17 protein-coding genes are annotated in these 17,335 nt (G+C 42.9%); 10 read left to right on the top strand and 7 right to left on the bottom strand.

Going from position 1 to position 17,335, the window contains the following annotated elements; genetic code table 11:
- The first annotated feature begins 31 nt into the window (after window positions 1-31).
- Together E5331_RS09250 and E5331_RS09245 are read left to right on the top strand one after the other, a co-directional pair.
- Window positions 32-2,266 carry a DUF5682 family protein gene (locus tag E5331_RS09250; protein ID WP_135985555.1) on the top strand — a complete coding sequence of 745 codons (2,235 nt, stop codon included), beginning with the start codon at window positions 32-34 and terminating at the stop codon, window positions 2,264-2,266.
- Window positions 2,267-2,305: 39 nt separating this feature from the next.
- On the top strand, window positions 2,306-3,433 hold the full coding sequence (locus tag E5331_RS09245; RefSeq protein ID WP_123482027.1) for a vWA domain-containing protein: 1,128 nt from the start codon (window positions 2,306-2,308) through the stop codon (window positions 3,431-3,433).
- A gap of 32 nt (window positions 3,434-3,465) precedes the next feature.
- On the opposite strand, the gene E5331_RS09240 is transcribed toward E5331_RS09245, so the two are convergent.
- Genes E5331_RS09240 through E5331_RS09230 form a run of 3 tightly spaced genes read right to left on the bottom strand, consistent with a single transcriptional unit; the run spans window position 3,466 to window position 5,022 of the window.
- Entirely contained in the window at window positions 3,466-4,482 is a 1,017-nt protein-coding gene (locus E5331_RS09240) for a HipA domain-containing protein (protein WP_123482066.1), read from the bottom strand.
- Window positions 4,483-4,486: 4 nt separating this feature from the next.
- Window positions 4,487-4,813, bottom strand: a complete 327-nt coding sequence (locus E5331_RS09235) for a HipA N-terminal domain-containing protein (protein WP_123482028.1) — start codon at window positions 4,811-4,813, stop codon at window positions 4,487-4,489.
- 5 nt (window positions 4,814-4,818) lie between these two features.
- The gene (locus E5331_RS09230; RefSeq protein WP_123482029.1) at window positions 4,819-5,022 is read right to left on the bottom strand and encodes a helix-turn-helix domain-containing protein; all 204 of its coding nucleotides are present in this window, start codon (window positions 5,020-5,022) and stop codon (window positions 4,819-4,821) included.
- Window positions 5,023-5,493: 471 nt separating this feature from the next.
- On the opposite strand from E5331_RS09230, the gene E5331_RS09225 reads away from it, so the two are divergent.
- From E5331_RS09225 to E5331_RS09215, 3 genes are all read left to right on the top strand, one after another.
- Window positions 5,494-6,519 (top strand): hypothetical protein, encoded by a 1,026-nt coding sequence (locus E5331_RS09225; RefSeq protein ID WP_123482030.1) that lies wholly within the window; start codon window positions 5,494-5,496, stop codon window positions 6,517-6,519.
- A 205-nt stretch (window positions 6,520-6,724) separates the two neighbouring features.
- Window positions 6,725-7,513: a glycerophosphodiester phosphodiesterase family protein gene (locus E5331_RS09220; RefSeq protein WP_123482031.1), complete on the top strand. Its 789-nt coding sequence runs from the start codon at window positions 6,725-6,727 to the stop codon at window positions 7,511-7,513.
- A 6-nt stretch (window positions 7,514-7,519) separates the two neighbouring features.
- Window positions 7,520-8,107, top strand: a complete 588-nt coding sequence (locus E5331_RS09215) for a hypothetical protein (RefSeq protein ID WP_123482032.1) — start codon at window positions 7,520-7,522, stop codon at window positions 8,105-8,107.
- A gap of 96 nt (window positions 8,108-8,203) precedes the next feature.
- Here the strand turns inward: E5331_RS09215 and E5331_RS09210 are convergent, their stop codons facing one another.
- The gene (locus tag E5331_RS09210) at window positions 8,204-9,598 is read right to left on the bottom strand and encodes an MATE family efflux transporter (protein ID WP_123482033.1); all 1,395 of its coding nucleotides are present in this window, start codon (window positions 9,596-9,598) and stop codon (window positions 8,204-8,206) included.
- Between the two features lie 244 nt (window positions 9,599-9,842).
- Here E5331_RS09210 and E5331_RS09205 point away from each other — a divergent pair, with 244 nt between their 5' ends.
- Window positions 9,843-11,438: a family 43 glycosylhydrolase gene (locus E5331_RS09205; RefSeq protein WP_123482034.1), complete on the top strand. Its 1,596-nt coding sequence runs from the start codon at window positions 9,843-9,845 to the stop codon at window positions 11,436-11,438.
- A 30-nt stretch (window positions 11,439-11,468) separates the two neighbouring features.
- Here E5331_RS09205 and E5331_RS09200 read toward each other — a convergent pair whose 3' ends face one another.
- The 3 genes from E5331_RS09200 to E5331_RS09190 all read right to left on the bottom strand — a co-directional run bounded on the left by E5331_RS09200 (window position 11,469) and on the right by E5331_RS09190 (window position 13,297).
- Entirely contained in the window at window positions 11,469-12,008 is a 540-nt protein-coding gene (locus E5331_RS09200) for a hypothetical protein (RefSeq protein ID WP_123482035.1), read from the bottom strand.
- Window positions 12,005-13,003: an ATP-dependent nuclease gene (locus E5331_RS09195; protein ID WP_123482036.1), complete on the bottom strand. Its 999-nt coding sequence runs from the start codon at window positions 13,001-13,003 to the stop codon at window positions 12,005-12,007. The genes E5331_RS09200 and E5331_RS09195 overlap by 4 nt, the downstream gene beginning before the upstream one ends.
- Window positions 13,004-13,108: 105 nt before the next feature.
- On the bottom strand, window positions 13,109-13,297 hold the full coding sequence (locus E5331_RS09190; RefSeq protein WP_135985553.1) for a hypothetical protein: 189 nt from the start codon (window positions 13,295-13,297) through the stop codon (window positions 13,109-13,111).
- Between the two features lie 233 nt (window positions 13,298-13,530).
- Here E5331_RS09190 and E5331_RS09185 point away from each other — a divergent pair, with 233 nt between their 5' ends.
- The 4 genes from E5331_RS09185 to E5331_RS09165 all read left to right on the top strand — a co-directional run bounded on the left by E5331_RS09185 (window position 13,531) and on the right by E5331_RS09165 (window position 17,281).
- Window positions 13,531-14,364, top strand: coding sequence for a helix-turn-helix domain-containing protein (locus E5331_RS09185; RefSeq protein ID WP_123482037.1), 834 nt, complete (start codon window positions 13,531-13,533; stop codon window positions 14,362-14,364).
- A gap of 33 nt (window positions 14,365-14,397) precedes the next feature.
- Window positions 14,398-15,462 carry an alpha/beta hydrolase gene (locus E5331_RS09180; protein WP_123482038.1) on the top strand — a complete coding sequence of 355 codons (1,065 nt, stop codon included), beginning with the start codon at window positions 14,398-14,400 and terminating at the stop codon, window positions 15,460-15,462.
- Between the two features lie 227 nt (window positions 15,463-15,689).
- The gene (locus tag E5331_RS09175; protein WP_123482039.1) at window positions 15,690-16,076 is read left to right on the top strand and encodes a BlaI/MecI/CopY family transcriptional regulator; all 387 of its coding nucleotides are present in this window, start codon (window positions 15,690-15,692) and stop codon (window positions 16,074-16,076) included.
- Window positions 16,073-17,281, top strand: a complete 1,209-nt coding sequence (locus tag E5331_RS09165; RefSeq protein WP_168355192.1) for a M56 family metallopeptidase — start codon at window positions 16,073-16,075, stop codon at window positions 17,279-17,281. The genes E5331_RS09175 and E5331_RS09165 overlap by 4 nt, the downstream gene beginning before the upstream one ends.
- The last annotated feature ends 54 nt before the right edge of the window (window positions 17,282-17,335 follow it).

Below are 17,335 nucleotides of genomic sequence, written 5' to 3'. Positions count from 1 at the left end.
ACCATAAACCATAAATTATAAACCATAATCAATGGCTACTCATCTATTGGGAATAAGACATCACGGTCCGGGGTCATGTCGCAATGTGGCGTCATATCTTGAGGAATTGAAGCCGGATCTCATTCTGCTTGAGGGTCCTCCCGAAGCTGACGGTCTGCTGAAAGATGTGGTGGATCCGCAAATGGTTCCGCCGGTTGCACTTCTCGCTTATCAACCGGACGCTCCTCAGAATGCCGTGTTCTATCCGTTTGCAGACTTTTCCCCCGAATGGCAGACAATACGTTACGCCGTGCGTAATGGCGTGGAGATACGCATGTTTGACCTGCCGTTGTCCTACTCCATGGCATTAAATAATGACTCCGCAAATGATGATTCCGCGCAGTCCGTTCAGGAGGATAATTCGGAGGGGAGTATGACGGATGCGGTCAAGAGAGATCCTTTTGATTATCTTGCGGAGATTGCCGGATATGCGGATGGTGAGTCGTGGTGGGAATCCACGATAGAGATACGCCATGACAATGCCGGCGTATTCGAGGGGGTGCAGGAGGCAGTCACGGCATTGCGTGATGCGCTTCCGGAGTCTACTTCTCCGCGCGATCTGCTGCGCGAGGCGTGGATGAGGAAGATGTTGCGAGCCGCACAGAAGGAGAATTTCGAGCGGATAGCCGTGGTGTGCGGTGCATGGCACGTGCCCGCTTTGAGCCGTATGCCGAAGGTGAAGGATGACAATGAACTGCTGAAGGGTCTTCCGAAGGTAAAGGTGGAGTGTACGTGGATACCATGGACCTACGACCGCCTGTCTCTGCGTAGCGGATATGGCGCGGGTATCATGTCGCCCGGATGGTATGACTATCTGTGGAATAATCCGGATGACGATGGTACACGATGGGTGGCAAACGTGGCGGCTCTGCTACGTCAGAAGGATATGGATATATCGGTGGCGCACGTGATAGAGACTATCCGGCTTGCTCATGCTACGGCTGCGTTACGCGGTCTACCATCTCCGTCGCTCGCAGAATATAATGAGGCAGTCACTACGGTGATGGGTTTCGGTGATGATGTGCTTCTCTCAATAATAAGAGAGCAGATGATTATCAGCGACCGTCTGGGGAGTGTGCCCGATAATGTCCCGAAGGTGCCGCTGCTCAGTGATGTGGAGCGACAGCAGAAGAGGCTGAGAGTGCCGTTTAAGGCTGGTATAAAGGAACTTGCTCTTGATCTTCGTAAGCCGGGTGATCTTGAGCGCAGCATCCTCTTCCATCGGCTGAACCTGCTTGGTATAAGCTGGGCGACACCCGGCATAAGCGAAGGGAAGGGCACTTTCAAGGAGACGTGGACGCTTTATCATAATCCGGAGCAGATCATTCGTATAATCGAGGCGGCTATCTGGGGAAATACCTTGGAGGAGGCTGCACGGAAATATATGTTGAGTCAGACGGAGAAGGCGGAGCGTATCATGGATCTCACCCGACTCTTGAAGAATATAATCCCCGCTGATCTTCCTCAACTTGTGGAGTCGATCACGCGGCGTCTTGACAGTCTTTCGGCTGCCTCGGCAGATATAGTTGATATGATGAGGGCTTTGCCCGACCTTGCAGGTATTGTCAGATATGGAGATGTACGCAATCTCGATTTCTCGAATGTAAGGGGTATGCTCCACACGATGACCGCCCGTATCCTTGCCGGTGGCGTGCTTGCATGCGTGAATATAGATGAGGATGCGGCTGAAAGTCTTCTTGAACGCCTGATAGCTGCCGACTACGCGCTCTCCACTCTTGATGATGCTGAACTGAATGAGATGTGGACGGGTTTCATATCCCAACTTCGCGGCGGCTCCAATGTGCATCCCGTCATAGCCGGATATGCCACCCGTATGCTCCACGATAAGCGTCTGCTCTCTTCGGAGGAGGTGGCGGATGCGTTGGAATATCGTTTGTCGGTGGGGAATACTCCGGCAGAGATGGCTTATTGGCTTGAGGGTTTCCTACGAGCTTCCGGCACCGTCTTGCTGCTTGATGAGAATCTTTGGAACCTTGTCAATGACTGGATATGCTCTCAGGATAAGGATACGTTTATGGAATTGCTTCCGATTCTGCGACGCACGTTCAGTGAGTTCACTCCGGTGGAACGTCGCAAGCTCGGAGAGAAAGCAAGGATGAGCAGCGGCACCACTGGCACACGTGATGTCAATGGGGGAGAGATGCCGCATAATGAGGAGGATGCCGCCAAGGTGTTGCCGGTGGTGTGCCGACTGTTGGGTTTATAAGATGGAGTCTAAGGTGATATTGGTTAAGATGATAGAGCTATGGAAGAGGAATATTTGAAAAGATGGCGATTGATTCTCGGTGGCGCGGAGGCAGACGGCACTAATGTGCCACTGAATATAGAGGAACAGCGTATCGACCGTTCGCTGGAGGCGATATACGACAGCGACAGGAAGGGTGGTCTCGGTTCGTCGGCACCGAAAGTGAGCCGTTGGCTTGGCGACATAAGGGAGTTTTTCCCTCAGACTGTCGTGCAGATTATTCAGAAGGATGCGGTCAAGAGGCTGAATCTCACTTCTCTACTGACAGAGAAGGAGATGCTTCAGACGGTGGTGCCTGACGTTCATCTGGTGGCTACATTGATGTCGTTGAGTCGGGTGATTCCGGAGAAGAATAAGGAGATGGCACGTCAGGTGGTGCGTCAGGTGGTTGATGAATTGCTCCGCAAGTTGTCGGCTCCCACGCAGCAGGCGGTGAGCGGTGCGCTCAACCGTTCGTCGCGTCGTCGTAATCCCCGATATAATGAGATAGATTGGAACACTACCATTGTGAAGAATCTCAAGAATTATCAGCCGGATTATAAGACGATCATACCGGAGGTGCGCATCGGCTACGGCAGGAAGCGGAAGGCATTGAAGGATATAATTCTTTGTCTTGACCAGAGTGGCTCGATGGGTACGTCTGTCATTTATTCCGGCATCTTTGGTTCGGTCTTGGCATCTATCCCGTCGGTAAGTACGAGGATGGTGGTGTTTGACACGTCGGTGGTGGATCTGACGGAGGAGTTGCAGGATCCGGTTGACCTTCTGTTTGGAGTTCAGCTTGGAGGAGGCACGGATATTGCGCGGGCGTTGACTTATTGTCAAGGCTTGATCACGCGTCCGGAGGAGACGGTGCTGGTATTGGTGACGGATCTATATGAGGGGGGCAATGTTCAGGAGATGCGCAAGAGGTTTGTCTCGATAGTCAACAGTGGGGTTCAGCTTGTGGTGTTGCCGGCATTGAATGATGATGGCGCACCATCCTACGACAAGGGTAATGCCGAGTTCTTGGCAGAGTTGGGCGTACCGACGTTTGCATGCACCCCTGATCGGTTCCCCGATCTCATGGCAGCCGCTCTCAGCAAGCAAGATATCGGCATGTGGGTGTCGCAGAATATCAAAACATAATACGGGCGGCACTCTCTGATAGCGTAAGACTCCTAATTTAATATTATGTTTTTTGGACGAATCATTGACTGCCGGTAGTGGTAGCCCGACATATATAACTGTTTAAGATTATCTGACAGAAACGAACGTCTTATAATGGCATCTGCTTTCTCGTTTGGTATGGTAAACCTTTTAATCTCCTGCATTACGAGTTTCGCCGGCAGTCCTATCCTTCGTCCAAATTCTACGAAGTCATCTGATGTCACTTGCCTTGTATCTGTAAGGTGAATGCCTTCTTTGAATAAACCTTTGTCAAGAGCAAATATTCTTGATTCATATATTTGGAGGGAGGTGTTTATTAGATCGTATGCTGGTGACAGATGATATTCTGTACCGTTACTGATAAGACTAAAGTTCTTAAGATGAGCATCATCATTTAAAGTAATGAAATTGAATAGTATGATTCTGAAAAATCGAAGTATGTCTATTGGGGCAGCTTTTACATATTTTCTAATAATTTCAGCACATTCTTCATAACTCCCATTATTGTATTTGAAATCGGATCCACCATTAGCTTTTGTTAATCCCATCAATGAAGCAAAATCTTCTTGTGCATATTTGCCACCGGGATAGACATCAAACCTACGAGTGATGTATGCCATTTGTCCATCCTTGAAAAAGCAAATCCCATTTGTTGCAGTTTCTATCCCATAAATTTGGGATGCTATTTGCATTGTGAGATTTTCATTAGCTGCACAATAATCATGATTGATTATTTGGTAGCCAACAGGGCGTGGCTTTAGAATATACATACTTTGCTCATTATCTTCAGAATAACGAAGTTCTCCATTGTCGCCAAGTACGAGTCCAAATTTCGGTTGGGCTCCGGAAAGTGATAGTCGACCGACATTTTTTATAGCCAGATGACTATTATTTCCAGAGGGAGATTCAAAATTTAGAATATGGCTTACGGTTTTTCCATTAAATAACTCTTTCAAGGCTGCTATAGAATATGTGGAATGCCCTTCACTAAGAAGAGATGGACAGATGTTTATTTCTCGTGGGTTCATAACGTTAATCATAAATAGGTTCTACTGTGACTGCGCCTACAGTGTCGTATCTGGCAGTTGCAAGAAGTATGCCGAAGTCATCATCCTTATCAATATGATGAATAGATGCTTGCATGGCACGATTCTCACCTTCTGAAAGAAGATTAAAAAAATAAGGGAACAGTACAGGTGAATGGTATTCTTTATCTTGTAATGGCATGGAAAGGCTCACACCGGGGAGTTTAGAATTGAGATACTCCTCGTGATATTTGAATTGATAATTTCGAGGAAAGTCAAATTCTGTTAAAATGCCTGCCTCAATGCCGTTTACGTAAACTTTACATTTTCTCATCGCTTTTAATCTTTAAGGGTGGTGTTTATTTGTAAACCAAGTGTATTAAGTATTGTCAATATAGTCAGAATTTTTGGATTACCATTCCCTCGTTCTATGGCTACTAATGTATTCAATCCCACACCAGCCAAAGCTGCCAGCGTGGGTTGGGTTATACCAAACGATTTTCTTCTGTCTTTTATTATTTTTCCGATCTCTTGATATGTCATGTTTTTTTGAGAATCACAGTATAGCGTGATTTATGCGCAAAGATAATATAAAATTATTAAATATCAAGTCAAAATCACAATATATTGTGATTTTGACTATAAAATACAGATGAAATATCTGATTTGATGCAAAAATCACAATATACTGTGATTTTCTATTTTTTATTTATTTGGCGTGAAAAATCAGATTTTTTGTATAATTTTGCGATTATCAAACTAATGAAGTTGTTTAACCATCAATAAAGCATATCAAAAGTCATGAAACTGAAAAAGTATTGTCTGTCAGTAGTTTTTTTATCGGTGTTGAATCTGTTGCCGGGGGCGGTTGCGGTCAATGCGCAGGAGAGAACCAAGCTATAGAGTTCACCATATACGCTTTTTCAAAAATATGTAATGGAGCCATCCCCATAGAAGTAGCGCAATGAGAATTTAACGATTTGTTTTCTACTAAAATTAAAAATATTGAATGTGATGAAAAAGTATTTTAATGTTAATCATTTAACAAAACCAACATTGTTTATATTCAATATAGTGGGATTCGTTATTGGTATATTGTGTTGTAGTATTCCTTCCAAAGGCAGTATAATTGAAGTATCAAACATAGAACAGGATTTTAAATTGATTCCCATTATCAACTATACCCCGGATGATTTTCCAAAGCAAATTATATCTCACTTTAAGTTCGATAAGTATTCAGAATCCTTATTCCTGGATCGAAAAGAGGACAATAATATATTTTTATGGTATAATGATTTGCTTGATAATGGGATTTATAAATTTGATTCAGTTTCTCCAAAATTAAGCACGTTTCAATATGAATTGATCTGCAAGGAGGATAGCTTATTTGTTTTCAATCCATTACCAACGCACAAAGTCACTCCACGAACTATAAAATATATAGGATTATTAAAGAATGGGAATTTTTTAATAGAGAACAAAGGAGAATTGATGAGTTTAGAGGACTTCATTAATTCAGAATTTGGATCCGTTGAAAATTATTCTCAATGTTATATCAATGCTGTTAAATCAAAGTTTTATTCATCAGGAAGTGGTATATATGATATTCATAGCACTAAAGAAGCAAACAATGTTTTAAAGAATAATTTCATATTTAACCTGATGAGTAATTCAGCCAACGATAAGCTATGTAATCTATTGTTTAAATTAATTTCAAATAGATTATGTATCTCAAGTATACAGTCGGATAAATTAAGAAATGTAGTCGGCAACCTGAGCAACAATCATATTGATGCATTAGATGATTTTTTAGCTGGCAAAAGTTACTTTTTGCCTAAAAACAGCAACCTGCACTCAGTATTTTCTCATGAAGAATTGAAAATCATTGAGAATATATTTCTTGAAGAAAACGCAAGATTACGCATAGCATTCTCTTTTTTAAACTCAAAAAATCTTAACATAGACAATAGCGGTCACTATATATCAGACAAGGATGCATTTAATATAATTAAAGAAAGTGTCTTTGTAGAGAACGAATGAGTTATACACTGTAATTCCTGATTTTTATTAGTCATATTGTCTTGTATAATCCGTTTTTTTGTATAACTTTGTGGTTATAAGCAAGTAGAGAATCTAAGTTATAAGTTATGAAATATGTCAATGTACATATAATCAAGACGTTAACTTTAATATTTTACTTTGATATTAAGCTTGTTTAAAACATATACTGTAAATATCAAAAGTCATGAATCTGAGAAAATATTGTCTGTCAGTAGTTTTTTTATCGGTGTTGAATCTGTTGCCTGGGGCGGTTGCGGTCAATGCGCAGGAGAGAACCAAGGTGATAGCCCATCGTGGTTATTGGCAGACTGCCGGGTCTGCACAGAACTCGATACGTGCTCTTGTAAAGGCAGACTCCATCGGCTGCTATGGTTCGGAGTTTGATGTGTGGATGACGGGCGATGGCGTGTTGGTTGTGAATCATGACCCTAATATCAATGGGGTCCGCATACAGACGTCGGCAGCTTCCGAGGTTATGCCGCAAGGATTGTCTAATGGTGAGCGTATCCCGACATTACACTCTTATCTTGACCGGGCAGGGAAACTCAATACCCGTATCATCCTTGAGATGAAGGAGCATGATGATAAGAGGAGAGAGGAGCTTGTGGTGAAGGATATTGTGGCTATGGTGGATGCCCGTGGACTTAATGATAGAGTGGAATACATCACATTCTCGAAAGAGGGACTACACAATTTCATAAAGTATGCACCGAAAGGCACTCCGGTATATTATCTGTCGGGCGACATGACTCCGCAGCAACTGAAGGAAGCCGGAGCCGCCGGACTTGACTACTATATCGGCACGATGCGCAAACATCCGGAATGGTTTAAGGAGGCACATCGTCTGGGACTTAAAGTGAATGTCTGGACCGTAAATAGTGCAGAAGACATGCGTTGGTGCATCGGTCAAGGTGCCGACTTCATCACCACTAACGCTCCGGAACTCCTTCAATCCGAAATATCGAAACAATAAGTGAAAATGAAGAGGGCTTTAGCCATAAAACTGGTATTGGTGTCATTATGCTCCGGATATGCGCGTGAACCACAACGTGGTTATCGTGGATTTTTTGAATGGGATAATTCTTTAGGGTCAATGCCATATTTTGATCATTCCGTAGGTGAGGATAAGAATGATTTTCAATGGATATTTGGATGCTCAACTGCTCACGGCTATCAAATAAATAAAAATGTATTTGTCGGGGCAGGTCTTTTGTTTGCTTTTGGTGCGCCTTCGCTTGAATGTACTTTGCCCGTATTCTTTGATTTTCGTTATGACCACAGTTTCGGTAAATTCAGACCTTTTGGAGATTTAAGAATCGGATATAACCTAACTGATGGAGGAGGGGTTTATTTCTCTCCCACAATCGGACATCGATTTGATTGGGGACGTAAAGTAGGGCTTAATTTAGGCATCGGTTTGACTTTGAGGGGACGTACATCAGATGTGTACAGGCTTGATTTAGTGCAAGGAACGTATCCAGATAACCCTCATTTTGAAATCGTTGATTTAGGAAGAAAACATTACGCGGATGCTTTCTTTACATTCCGCATCGGAATTGATTTTTAAGCAAAGTCTTTTCAATTGAAGTTGTCTCAACTTCAATTGAAAAGACTGATGTGATTCACAACTTGTATCTTCCCCAGCCATGTCTGATGGAGGGGATTATTGTTGGTTTAAACGAGATGTTGACAGGTCGTTTGCTTTTTGTGAGATGGTATAGCGGGTTATTATCATGATGCTGGTGAGCACTTCGGCGCATGGGATTGCAAGCCACAGACCGGCTACGCCTGTCAGCTGAGGGAGCAGTATGAAACTGGGCACAAGGAATATTATGCCCCGCAACATGGTGTAGATGGTGGATAATAATGCTTTCTCAATGCTTTGGTAGTAACCGATGAAAGCGATGTTGACGGCGAAGAATATTGCGCAGATGGAGAATAGCGGAAGACCTGACGTAGCCATTGAATAGGCAGGCTCTTCCGGTGAGAGAAACATCCTTACGATCCAGTCTTTTCCGCCCCATAACCCTACCATCACAATTATTCCACATAATACTGCCGTGAATAATGACACCTTCAGTGTGCGGTTCACGCGCCCTGTGAGATGTGCACCGTAATTATAGCTGATTATCGGTTGTGCGGATTGGGCAACGGCATTACTGATGGAGAAGACGATGGGGAAGAGGTAGCAGGCAATGGCGAATGCTGCCACACCATCCTCTCCAAGCATGGATATAAACATGTAGTTACCTGTGAGCATCATGATGCTCATTGCAAACTCTGTCAGGAATGTGGCGAAGCCGAGACGCATGATGTATAGCGTGTTGCGTAACGTCAGCAGAATGGCTGTCACGGATGTCTTTATGCGGTAGAAACGGAGTCTGTCGGGAAACCATACGAAATATGCCAGCACCATGAGTCCGGCGATGATACAGGCTATTGACGTGGCTATTGCCGCGCCTTTCACGCCCAGCCCAAGAGGGAATATCATATACCAGTCGAGCGCGATGTTGATGACCGCACCGACAATCTGCACCGTCATGGCGTATTTTGGGGAACCGTCAAGACGTATCAGCATCATGCCGACGCATTGTATGAACAGGAAGAATAGTCCGGGCAGTATCCACAGCAGGTAGTCGGTGGCATTTGACTCAAGCATCGGTGTACAGCCGAGAAGTTTAAGGAAGGGATGCGGGCATAATAAGGCACCGAAGCAGATAAGGCTTATTATTACCAATCCTACTGTGAATGCCTGTGTCATGATGATCCGGGCAGCTTTGTCATTATTCTCGGAAAGACGTATGCTTGCCACTACCGACGAACCGATACCGAACATGAGTCCGATACCTGTGGCAATCATATATATCGGAGCGACAATATTTACGGCTGCTATGCCGTTTGCCCCGACACCCTGACCGACGAAGATTCCGTCAATCACTGTAAGTGCGGAGTTGAAAATCATTCCGATGAGTGTGGGGAAGAACAATGCCCTGAATAGCGGACCAATCTTATCGTTCGCGAAATCAATCCTGTCTCTATCAAGTTTTCTATCTTTCATAATTCGGTTATTCTCCTTTTATGAATAGTTCGTTAATGAGTAGTTTTGATAAAAAATTTCAATGGTTCTTTTTCTGAAATTCATTGCAAAGTTAGTTCATTTTTATCTATTGGCATAAAAATCGGGATGTATTATGATATTTATGTCAAAAGTGTTATCTTTGTGCTGATAATGCGTCATGGAACTGATGACACATTATTAATTGGTATACTCATGTTTTTTTGATGTAATAAATTATCTTATTATGAAAATCTTACGCGACTTATTAATGCCGGTGAGCCTATTGGCGGTTTCTTTCGGGATGAATGCCATCAATCCTTATCTGCCTCTTTGGGAATATATTCCTGACGGGGAACCATACGTATGGGAGGATCCGGATAATCCGGGGAAGTACAGGGTGTATATCTACGGATCGCATGATACGGAGGTATCGACGTATTGCGGACGTAATCAGGTGGTGTGGTCTGCACCGGTGGATAATCTCAATGACTGGCGGTTTGATGGCGTGATATTTGAGAATGTGCGGGATGCAAATGGCAATCTTCTCAATCAGGAGGGGAAGGGGGATATATTGTATGCTCCAGACGTGGCTCTTGTGGTTGAGCCGAATGGTAAAAAGACATACTATCTTTATCCTAATGTTCAGGCTGGCGGTCGCAACGGACTTGTCGCCAAGTCGGATCGTCCGGATGGCCCGTTTACAGTGACAAACTGGAGCAAGGAGAATCCTACGGTGACGGATGGTGTGCTCGGTTTTGATCCTGCCGTATTTGTTGATGATGACGGTCGTGTGTATGGTTATTGGGGATTCGAAGAATCCAATGCTGCGGAACTTGACCCGAAGACAATGGCAACCGTCAAACCCGGTAAGAAAATAGTGAAAAATATGGTCAACAGCCATAAGGAGGATGGCGTTTTCCGTTTCTTTGAAGCCTCTTCAATGCGTAAGATCGAGGATAAATACGTATTTATCTTCAGCCGTATGACGGAGGATGGCGAATTTGGTCTGCATAAGACAAATTATACTCTTGCATACGCATATAGTGACAATCCGTTGGATCCGTTCACTTACGGCGGAACTATAATCGATGGACGTGGAAGACATACTCTTTCTGACGGGACAGTCGTCGCCACTGCTGACCCGCATGGGAATACCCATGGTAGTATCTGCGAAATCAACGGTCAGTGGTGGGTATTTTATCATCGTCAGACCGGTACGGATGAATTTAGTCGTCAAGCAATGGTAGCTCCCATCACGGTATCTGTCGAGAAAGGACATGGAGGAAAGGTGCTGATATCAGAGGGGGAATACAATTCATTGGGATTTGAGACTGACGGATTGAAGATTTCGAAGACTTATCCGGCTGCGATAGCGAGTCATTTCACCGGACCGAAGGGTGTGGAACTCAAATTTCCGAACCATATCTTCTCCGGATCATATATCTCTGCTGCAAGGATGGATGGCGATCCGTATAAGTTGCCGGAAGGTTCCGACATGCGGCTGACGCCTGTTGTCAACAATGTTGACGGTTCGATTGTAGGATATAAATATTTCAATTTTGATAATGCTCCGTCAGACCTCACTTTATGGCTCGAACTCGCGCCGAAAGGGGGAGAGGGTACGATTACGGTGTATGCCGGAGACCCGTATGAGTCTGACCGACAAGTGGAACTTGGCAAGGTCAATCTTCATGCAGACGAACCTGACGTTATGACGATGAAATCCATAACTGTAAGCAACTCCGACAGATTGAAAGGTAAGATGCCGGTATATTTCAGGTTTGAGTCAGACAAGAAGGATGTGTCGTTGTGTGACTTCTACACACTCCGTTTCCAATAATCAGGCATCAATCTCGTCATGTATTCAAGTCTATGGCGCTTGAAAAATTTTTATAAGTTCAGTGTTTGAGGCATTATATGTAGCACTGACCAGATAAGATATAATGGATTTCATTATTCTTATTTCTGCGACGTGCTCCATTGCCTTAAACAATCTTTTGAATCGAATGTCTTTATTTGACAATACATTCTTTGTTTGAATAGTGAAATCCTTTAGAATAGGTGATAATCCGTAATCTGCCATATTCACATTGCCGACTTTTGCACATGAAAGTATGAAACCGTCAATAGCCGGATGAACAAGGATTAAGAAATGCTGACGATTAGAGTGTCGGAACAATTTAAGATGATCACTTGAAGCTATCTCATTAAATTCTTTAAGATAGCCGGGTTTTCTCTTATCTGCATCAATTATTCCGACTGCGAATCTGTCGGCAAATTTCTCTTGCATAACTTTTGCAACTTGATTACAACCTTTCTGATGATTGCAACCGTATGTACATACCAATGTTTCTACAAGATTGGTATCTACATAACATTCAGGGATTATATAGTCAGTCCGTTGATTCATTTGCCAAGGTATGCTTCAATATTATAGAACATGTCCATGCCGTTATCGTATGCATCCTGAAGTTGTTGTTCAGAAAGACGATGTGCAACTGTGGCATTATTTTCCATATCAACTACAAATACCGCTAAATCATCGCCGGCACTCTCCAACAACGAACTCATAACGTATGGACTATGTGTCGTAATGAAGTATTGGTTATCTTTACAGGCAATTATGTCATTGATGACATTGGATATATATGGAGGAAAGGTATGAGCTTCCGGTTCCTCAAAGCATAGCACCTTATTATGATTGCTTTCAATAGCAGATTTATAAAAAATCAATCGTTGCAATGAATCCGCAAGAGAATTATATGGAATAAGAAACATATCAAGTCCGTTCTCTCTCATGGCTTTTATCTGCTGCGAACCGGAATCAAACATCATTTTTAAACCATATCCGTGGAATAATTCTGCGAGCCCGGTTTTCAAATCAGGTAGATTGGCTACGGTTTCCATCAGATTGTTTCCTGAAGGCGGAAGAAGGAAATTGGCATTTGATGATTCTGCCATAAAATGCTTCGGAAAAAAATATGTAAGAATCTCCGGTAATGCTATAGGGTCTTTCTTTGTGGAAAGATTTAATGATGGAGTAAATGTGTATTTTGATACATCCCCATGTGATGCTATGTCAATAGTCAAACCGTTGTTCGCACTGCGGCTAAGCATCAGAGTATTCTCATCAGCTGTTATTCTGATGGCCGCTCCCGATACGCCATTATGAAATAAGTCGGCTATATTCTCAATACGAACAAGGCTTTTCAATGATTTATTCGATGAGTTTACCATATAAGGCACGTCAAATAAGGCAAGAGCTTCCAACAGATTACTCTTGCCGACATTTGGTCTGCCTATCAGCACATTTATTCGCCGACAGTCAGAAAGCGTTACGGATTTCACTGATTTGAAATTCTCTATGGAAACGCTATTTATATTTATTGGTGCAGATTTTTCCATAATGGGCAAATTTACAGTTTTTCCGGAATATGACCAAATTTCCTTCCAAAGAAAATGTCAAACTCTTTCATTCCCGCATGATCATCCCTCTTTATCGATGGATGGTCAAGATATGATATTGAGAATCAGTGATGCAATTCCAAGAATTAGGGCAATAGTCCCCCATACGGGGTCTCCGGAACTATTTGCCCACAGATAATTCCCTTTGGAGCGCAGTACGAAGAAATTTCTCCAATTCCGTATCCCTGTTATAATCAGAGCTATGGCTGCAATAATGCAAAATGTACGGTTCATATAGTATAGCGTTTGCTAATTAACGGAGGATTGTTTCCCGTTATTATAAACCATAACACATAAACTATAACCCAGATTTATATCACTTTATTTTGCAATTATGACTTCCTGACGACAATATTTGAGCCTTAGAACGACATCCGTTTGATGAAAAGAGTGTAATTTTGCAGTATAAAATGGCGATGAGGATTGCGTTTCTCTCTCGTCGGATATGAAAATCAAAAGGTATTGGTATGCAATCTATACTGATCAATAATTATGAAGAGACATTATGGTTCAGCATAGTGGATCATGATTGCTATTGCGAACATAGGGTGCCACGTCATGTGCTGATGTGGATACGCAGTGGTCATCTCAGGGTCGAACGCGATGGGGAGGTAATTACGGCAGGTCCCGGTGATGTGATATTTATAAGGAGAGACTGCAACGCATCCATCGCCAAATTATCTGACGGTGATACACCCTATAGAAGCATAGCTGTTACACTCGGTAGGAATGTATTAAAGGGGTATGCCTACAGGAATGTAAATGAGTTGGAGCGGATAAGACGCGGCAGATTGACCCCGATTGCCGGGGCAGCCACGATATTGCCGTCTACAATGGAACTGAAAAGCCTTTTCCATTCTCTCGTGCCATACGCGGATGAAGCCGTTATGCCAAGCGAAAGAATGCTTGCCTCAAAGATAGATGAGACTATTGGGGCTATCTTGTTGGCAGACGTAAGACTCCATGCCACCCTTTTTGATTTTCAGGACCCATGGAAGATAGATATCCTTGAGTTTCTTGAAGGGAATTTCACCCAAGATCTGACAATGGAGGAGATGGCCTCATATACGGGGCGCAGTCTTGCGACATTCAAGAGGGATTTTTCCAAGGTGTCCGACACAACGCCTCAAAAATGGCTCATAAACAGAAGACTTGAATATGCCGCGCAACTCCTTTCTGAAGGGCGAGGCAAGCCCTCAAGCGTATATATCGCGAGCGGATTCAGAAACAGGACGCATTTCCTTTCTGCTTTCAAGCATAAATTCGGACATACCCCGTCAGAGCATTATGCGAATATATAATAGAGGTATTTACCAAATTCAACGACCTGCAATATGAATAAACTAATAATTGGAGCTATGGCATTGGCGATTCTAACGTCATGCGGAGTAAGGCAGAATGATTCAAACAATAAAACAGAAGAGAATATGGAACAGTTAAAACTCACATTTACTCCGGCAGAAAATGTACGTCGGGAGAAAGTGCATTTCAAGAACCGTTTTGGCATAGAGCTGACGGGTGATATGTATATCCCCACGTCGCTGAAAGCCGGAGAGAGGACGCATGCGGTAGCTGTCTGCGGACCTTTCGGCGCAGTCAAGGAGCAGGCTTCCGGCTATTGGGCAAACCATCTTGCATCACAAGGTTTTGTCACTATGGCGTTTGACCCTTCGTTTACCGGGGAAAGCAGTGGGGAACCCCGCTATGTGTCTTCCCCTGATATCAACACAGAGGATTTCTCTGCGGCTGTGGATTACCTGATGACCAGAGATGATGTTGACCCTACAAGGATTGGTATTGTCGGGATATGTGGGTGGGGTGGTATTGCATTGAATGCGGCTGCAAGCGACACCCGCATAAAGGCGACTATGCCTGTGACAATGTATGATATGCACAGGGTAAATGCCAATGGATATTTCGATGCAGAGGATTCGGAGGAGGCACGCAAGTCGAAGCGTGAGGCTATGAACGCGCAACGGATAAAGGACTTCACTTCCGGAAAGTATGCCCTTGCCGGAGGTCTGCCTGATGACCGTCCCGGGGATGATGCCCCGCAGTTCTTTCGTGATTATTGGGATTATTACAAGACTGATCGCGGATACTCTGTAAATTCTCTCAACTCCAACGGCGGATGGAACACGACTTCTGCACTGTCATGGATCAACACGCCCATACTTGCATACGCAGGCGAGATTGAATCTCCCGTAATGATCATGCATGGAGAGAAGGCTCACTCACGCTACTTCGGAGAAGATGCCTTCAAACTATTGAAGGGTGACAACAAACAGCTTGTGATTGTACCTGATGCCACACATTGCGACCTCTATGACGGCGGCGCGGACCACAACATGATCCCATGGGACACGGTCATCAGTTTCCTTGACAAAAACTTGAAATAACGCAAATGTAAATAATTCCTAAATGTAGATTCTAACTTAAGTTAGCACTTCTACTTGGAATTCATATCTTTTTTATTTGATAAGGTGGTCAACATCTATTGTTGATCACCTTGTTTCGTTATAAAAATAATTATATATTCAAAAAAATCATAGTATAGTTAATTTTTTAATTGTATGTTTAAAAAAATAGTATTACCTTTGCGGCATAATCTAAAAATTATGTTTATATGAAGAAACTTTCAGAAAGAGAAGAAGAGATAATGAGCGTGTTATGGAATCATGACGGTCCTTTGTTTATCCGGGAGATAATCGACCGGTTGGTGAAGGAAGGGGAGCCAAGGCCCAATTTCAGTACTATCGCCACATTTGTGCGGGGACTGGAGTCTAAAGGTTGGCTTGCTCATGAATATATTGGCAATTGCAATCGCTATTATCCCATCCGTGAGCTTGCCGATTACCAATCACAATCTCTAAAGAGTCTGGTAAACCGCTTCTTCGGGGGATCTTTCCTGAATCTGGTTTCAACTCTTGTCGGCAATGAAAAGATTTCAAAGGACGAGATGAATAAATTATTTGATGAGATAGAACGACAAAGAAAGGAGAATGAATCATGATTCAGTTCTTATTAAATTATTCAATAAATGCAGGATTGATTATACTGATTTTATGGGCGGGTTATCAATTCGCACTCTCACGCAATACGAATTTCAAGATAAGTCGTGTCGTTCTACTGTCAATATATGCTTTTGCAGCCATTCTTCCATTTGTCCCCATCGTATCCTTTATACCTGCGGATATAGTTTTACTGGGCGGTAATATAGAGGTGGGTAAAATTGAAGTCTCCAACAATCCGATTTCAAGTAGGGTGCAATTGGGCTATATATTAGGGATGATTTATCTGATTGGATGTCTTGTTGTAACATTTTTTCTTATTATCGGTTGGTATAAGATAATACGAATTATTAAAAATACCAATAAAGAGGAACGTGAGGGTTATATTTTGGCAGTCAGTCCTAACCTCAAAAACACTCCATTTAATTTTTGGAAGTATGTCGTAGTCAATGAAAACGATGCCACTAATGATGCCATACTCGCGCATGAGTCAAAACACGTGCTCTACGGTCATTCTTTTGATTTGATATTAGGGCAAATTGTGCTTATTTTGCAATGGTGGAATCCTGCGTCTTGGCTTATGTTCCGAAGTTTGCGTACTCTTCATGAATATCAAGCGGATGAAGGTGTCTTGAGAGAAGGTTTCTCCCGTTATGACTATGAGTTGTTAATATTGAACAGGATTATTGAGAAACAAAACTATTTTCTGGCAAATACTTTCAGTTCCGGTAGCCTTAATGCCCGGATAAAGATGATGGGTAAGCGCAAGAGGTATTCATCAAAATTGAATTATCTGATACTTATTCCGGTAATTGTTATGGCTGCGTTGTTCCCTAAAATTCCTTTTGCGCAAACACCGATTGTGCCGACACAAAATATAACCTTAAAAGAAACTATTGAAACAATGCCTGAATATCCCGGTGGAGAAGGGGCAATGATGAGAGCAATAGTATGGGAAATAAAATATCCTCAGAATTTACTGGATAAGGGGGCAAGCGGAGTTGCAAGAATAGGATTTACTGTAAATGCCAACGGTTCAATGTCAGATTTCAAAATAGTAAGATCATCCGGTTATGAAGAATTTGACAACGAGGCTATACGTGCCATTAAAAGCTCTTTAAACAAGGCATGGGTGCCGGGATTCGTGGATGGAAAACCTGTCGCAAGCGCAGTATCCATACCTATAACATTCCGTATTGCACAATAATTTTCTAAAATATGTCCCTCCGTTTATTCATATTATCCCTGTTATTGTTCTTGT

The organism is Lepagella muris (assembly GCF_004793975.1).
Classification (GTDB): Bacteria; Bacteroidota; Bacteroidia; order Bacteroidales; family Muribaculaceae; genus Lepagella; species Lepagella muris.
This window is presented reverse-complemented; position numbering and strand designations above follow the sequence as displayed.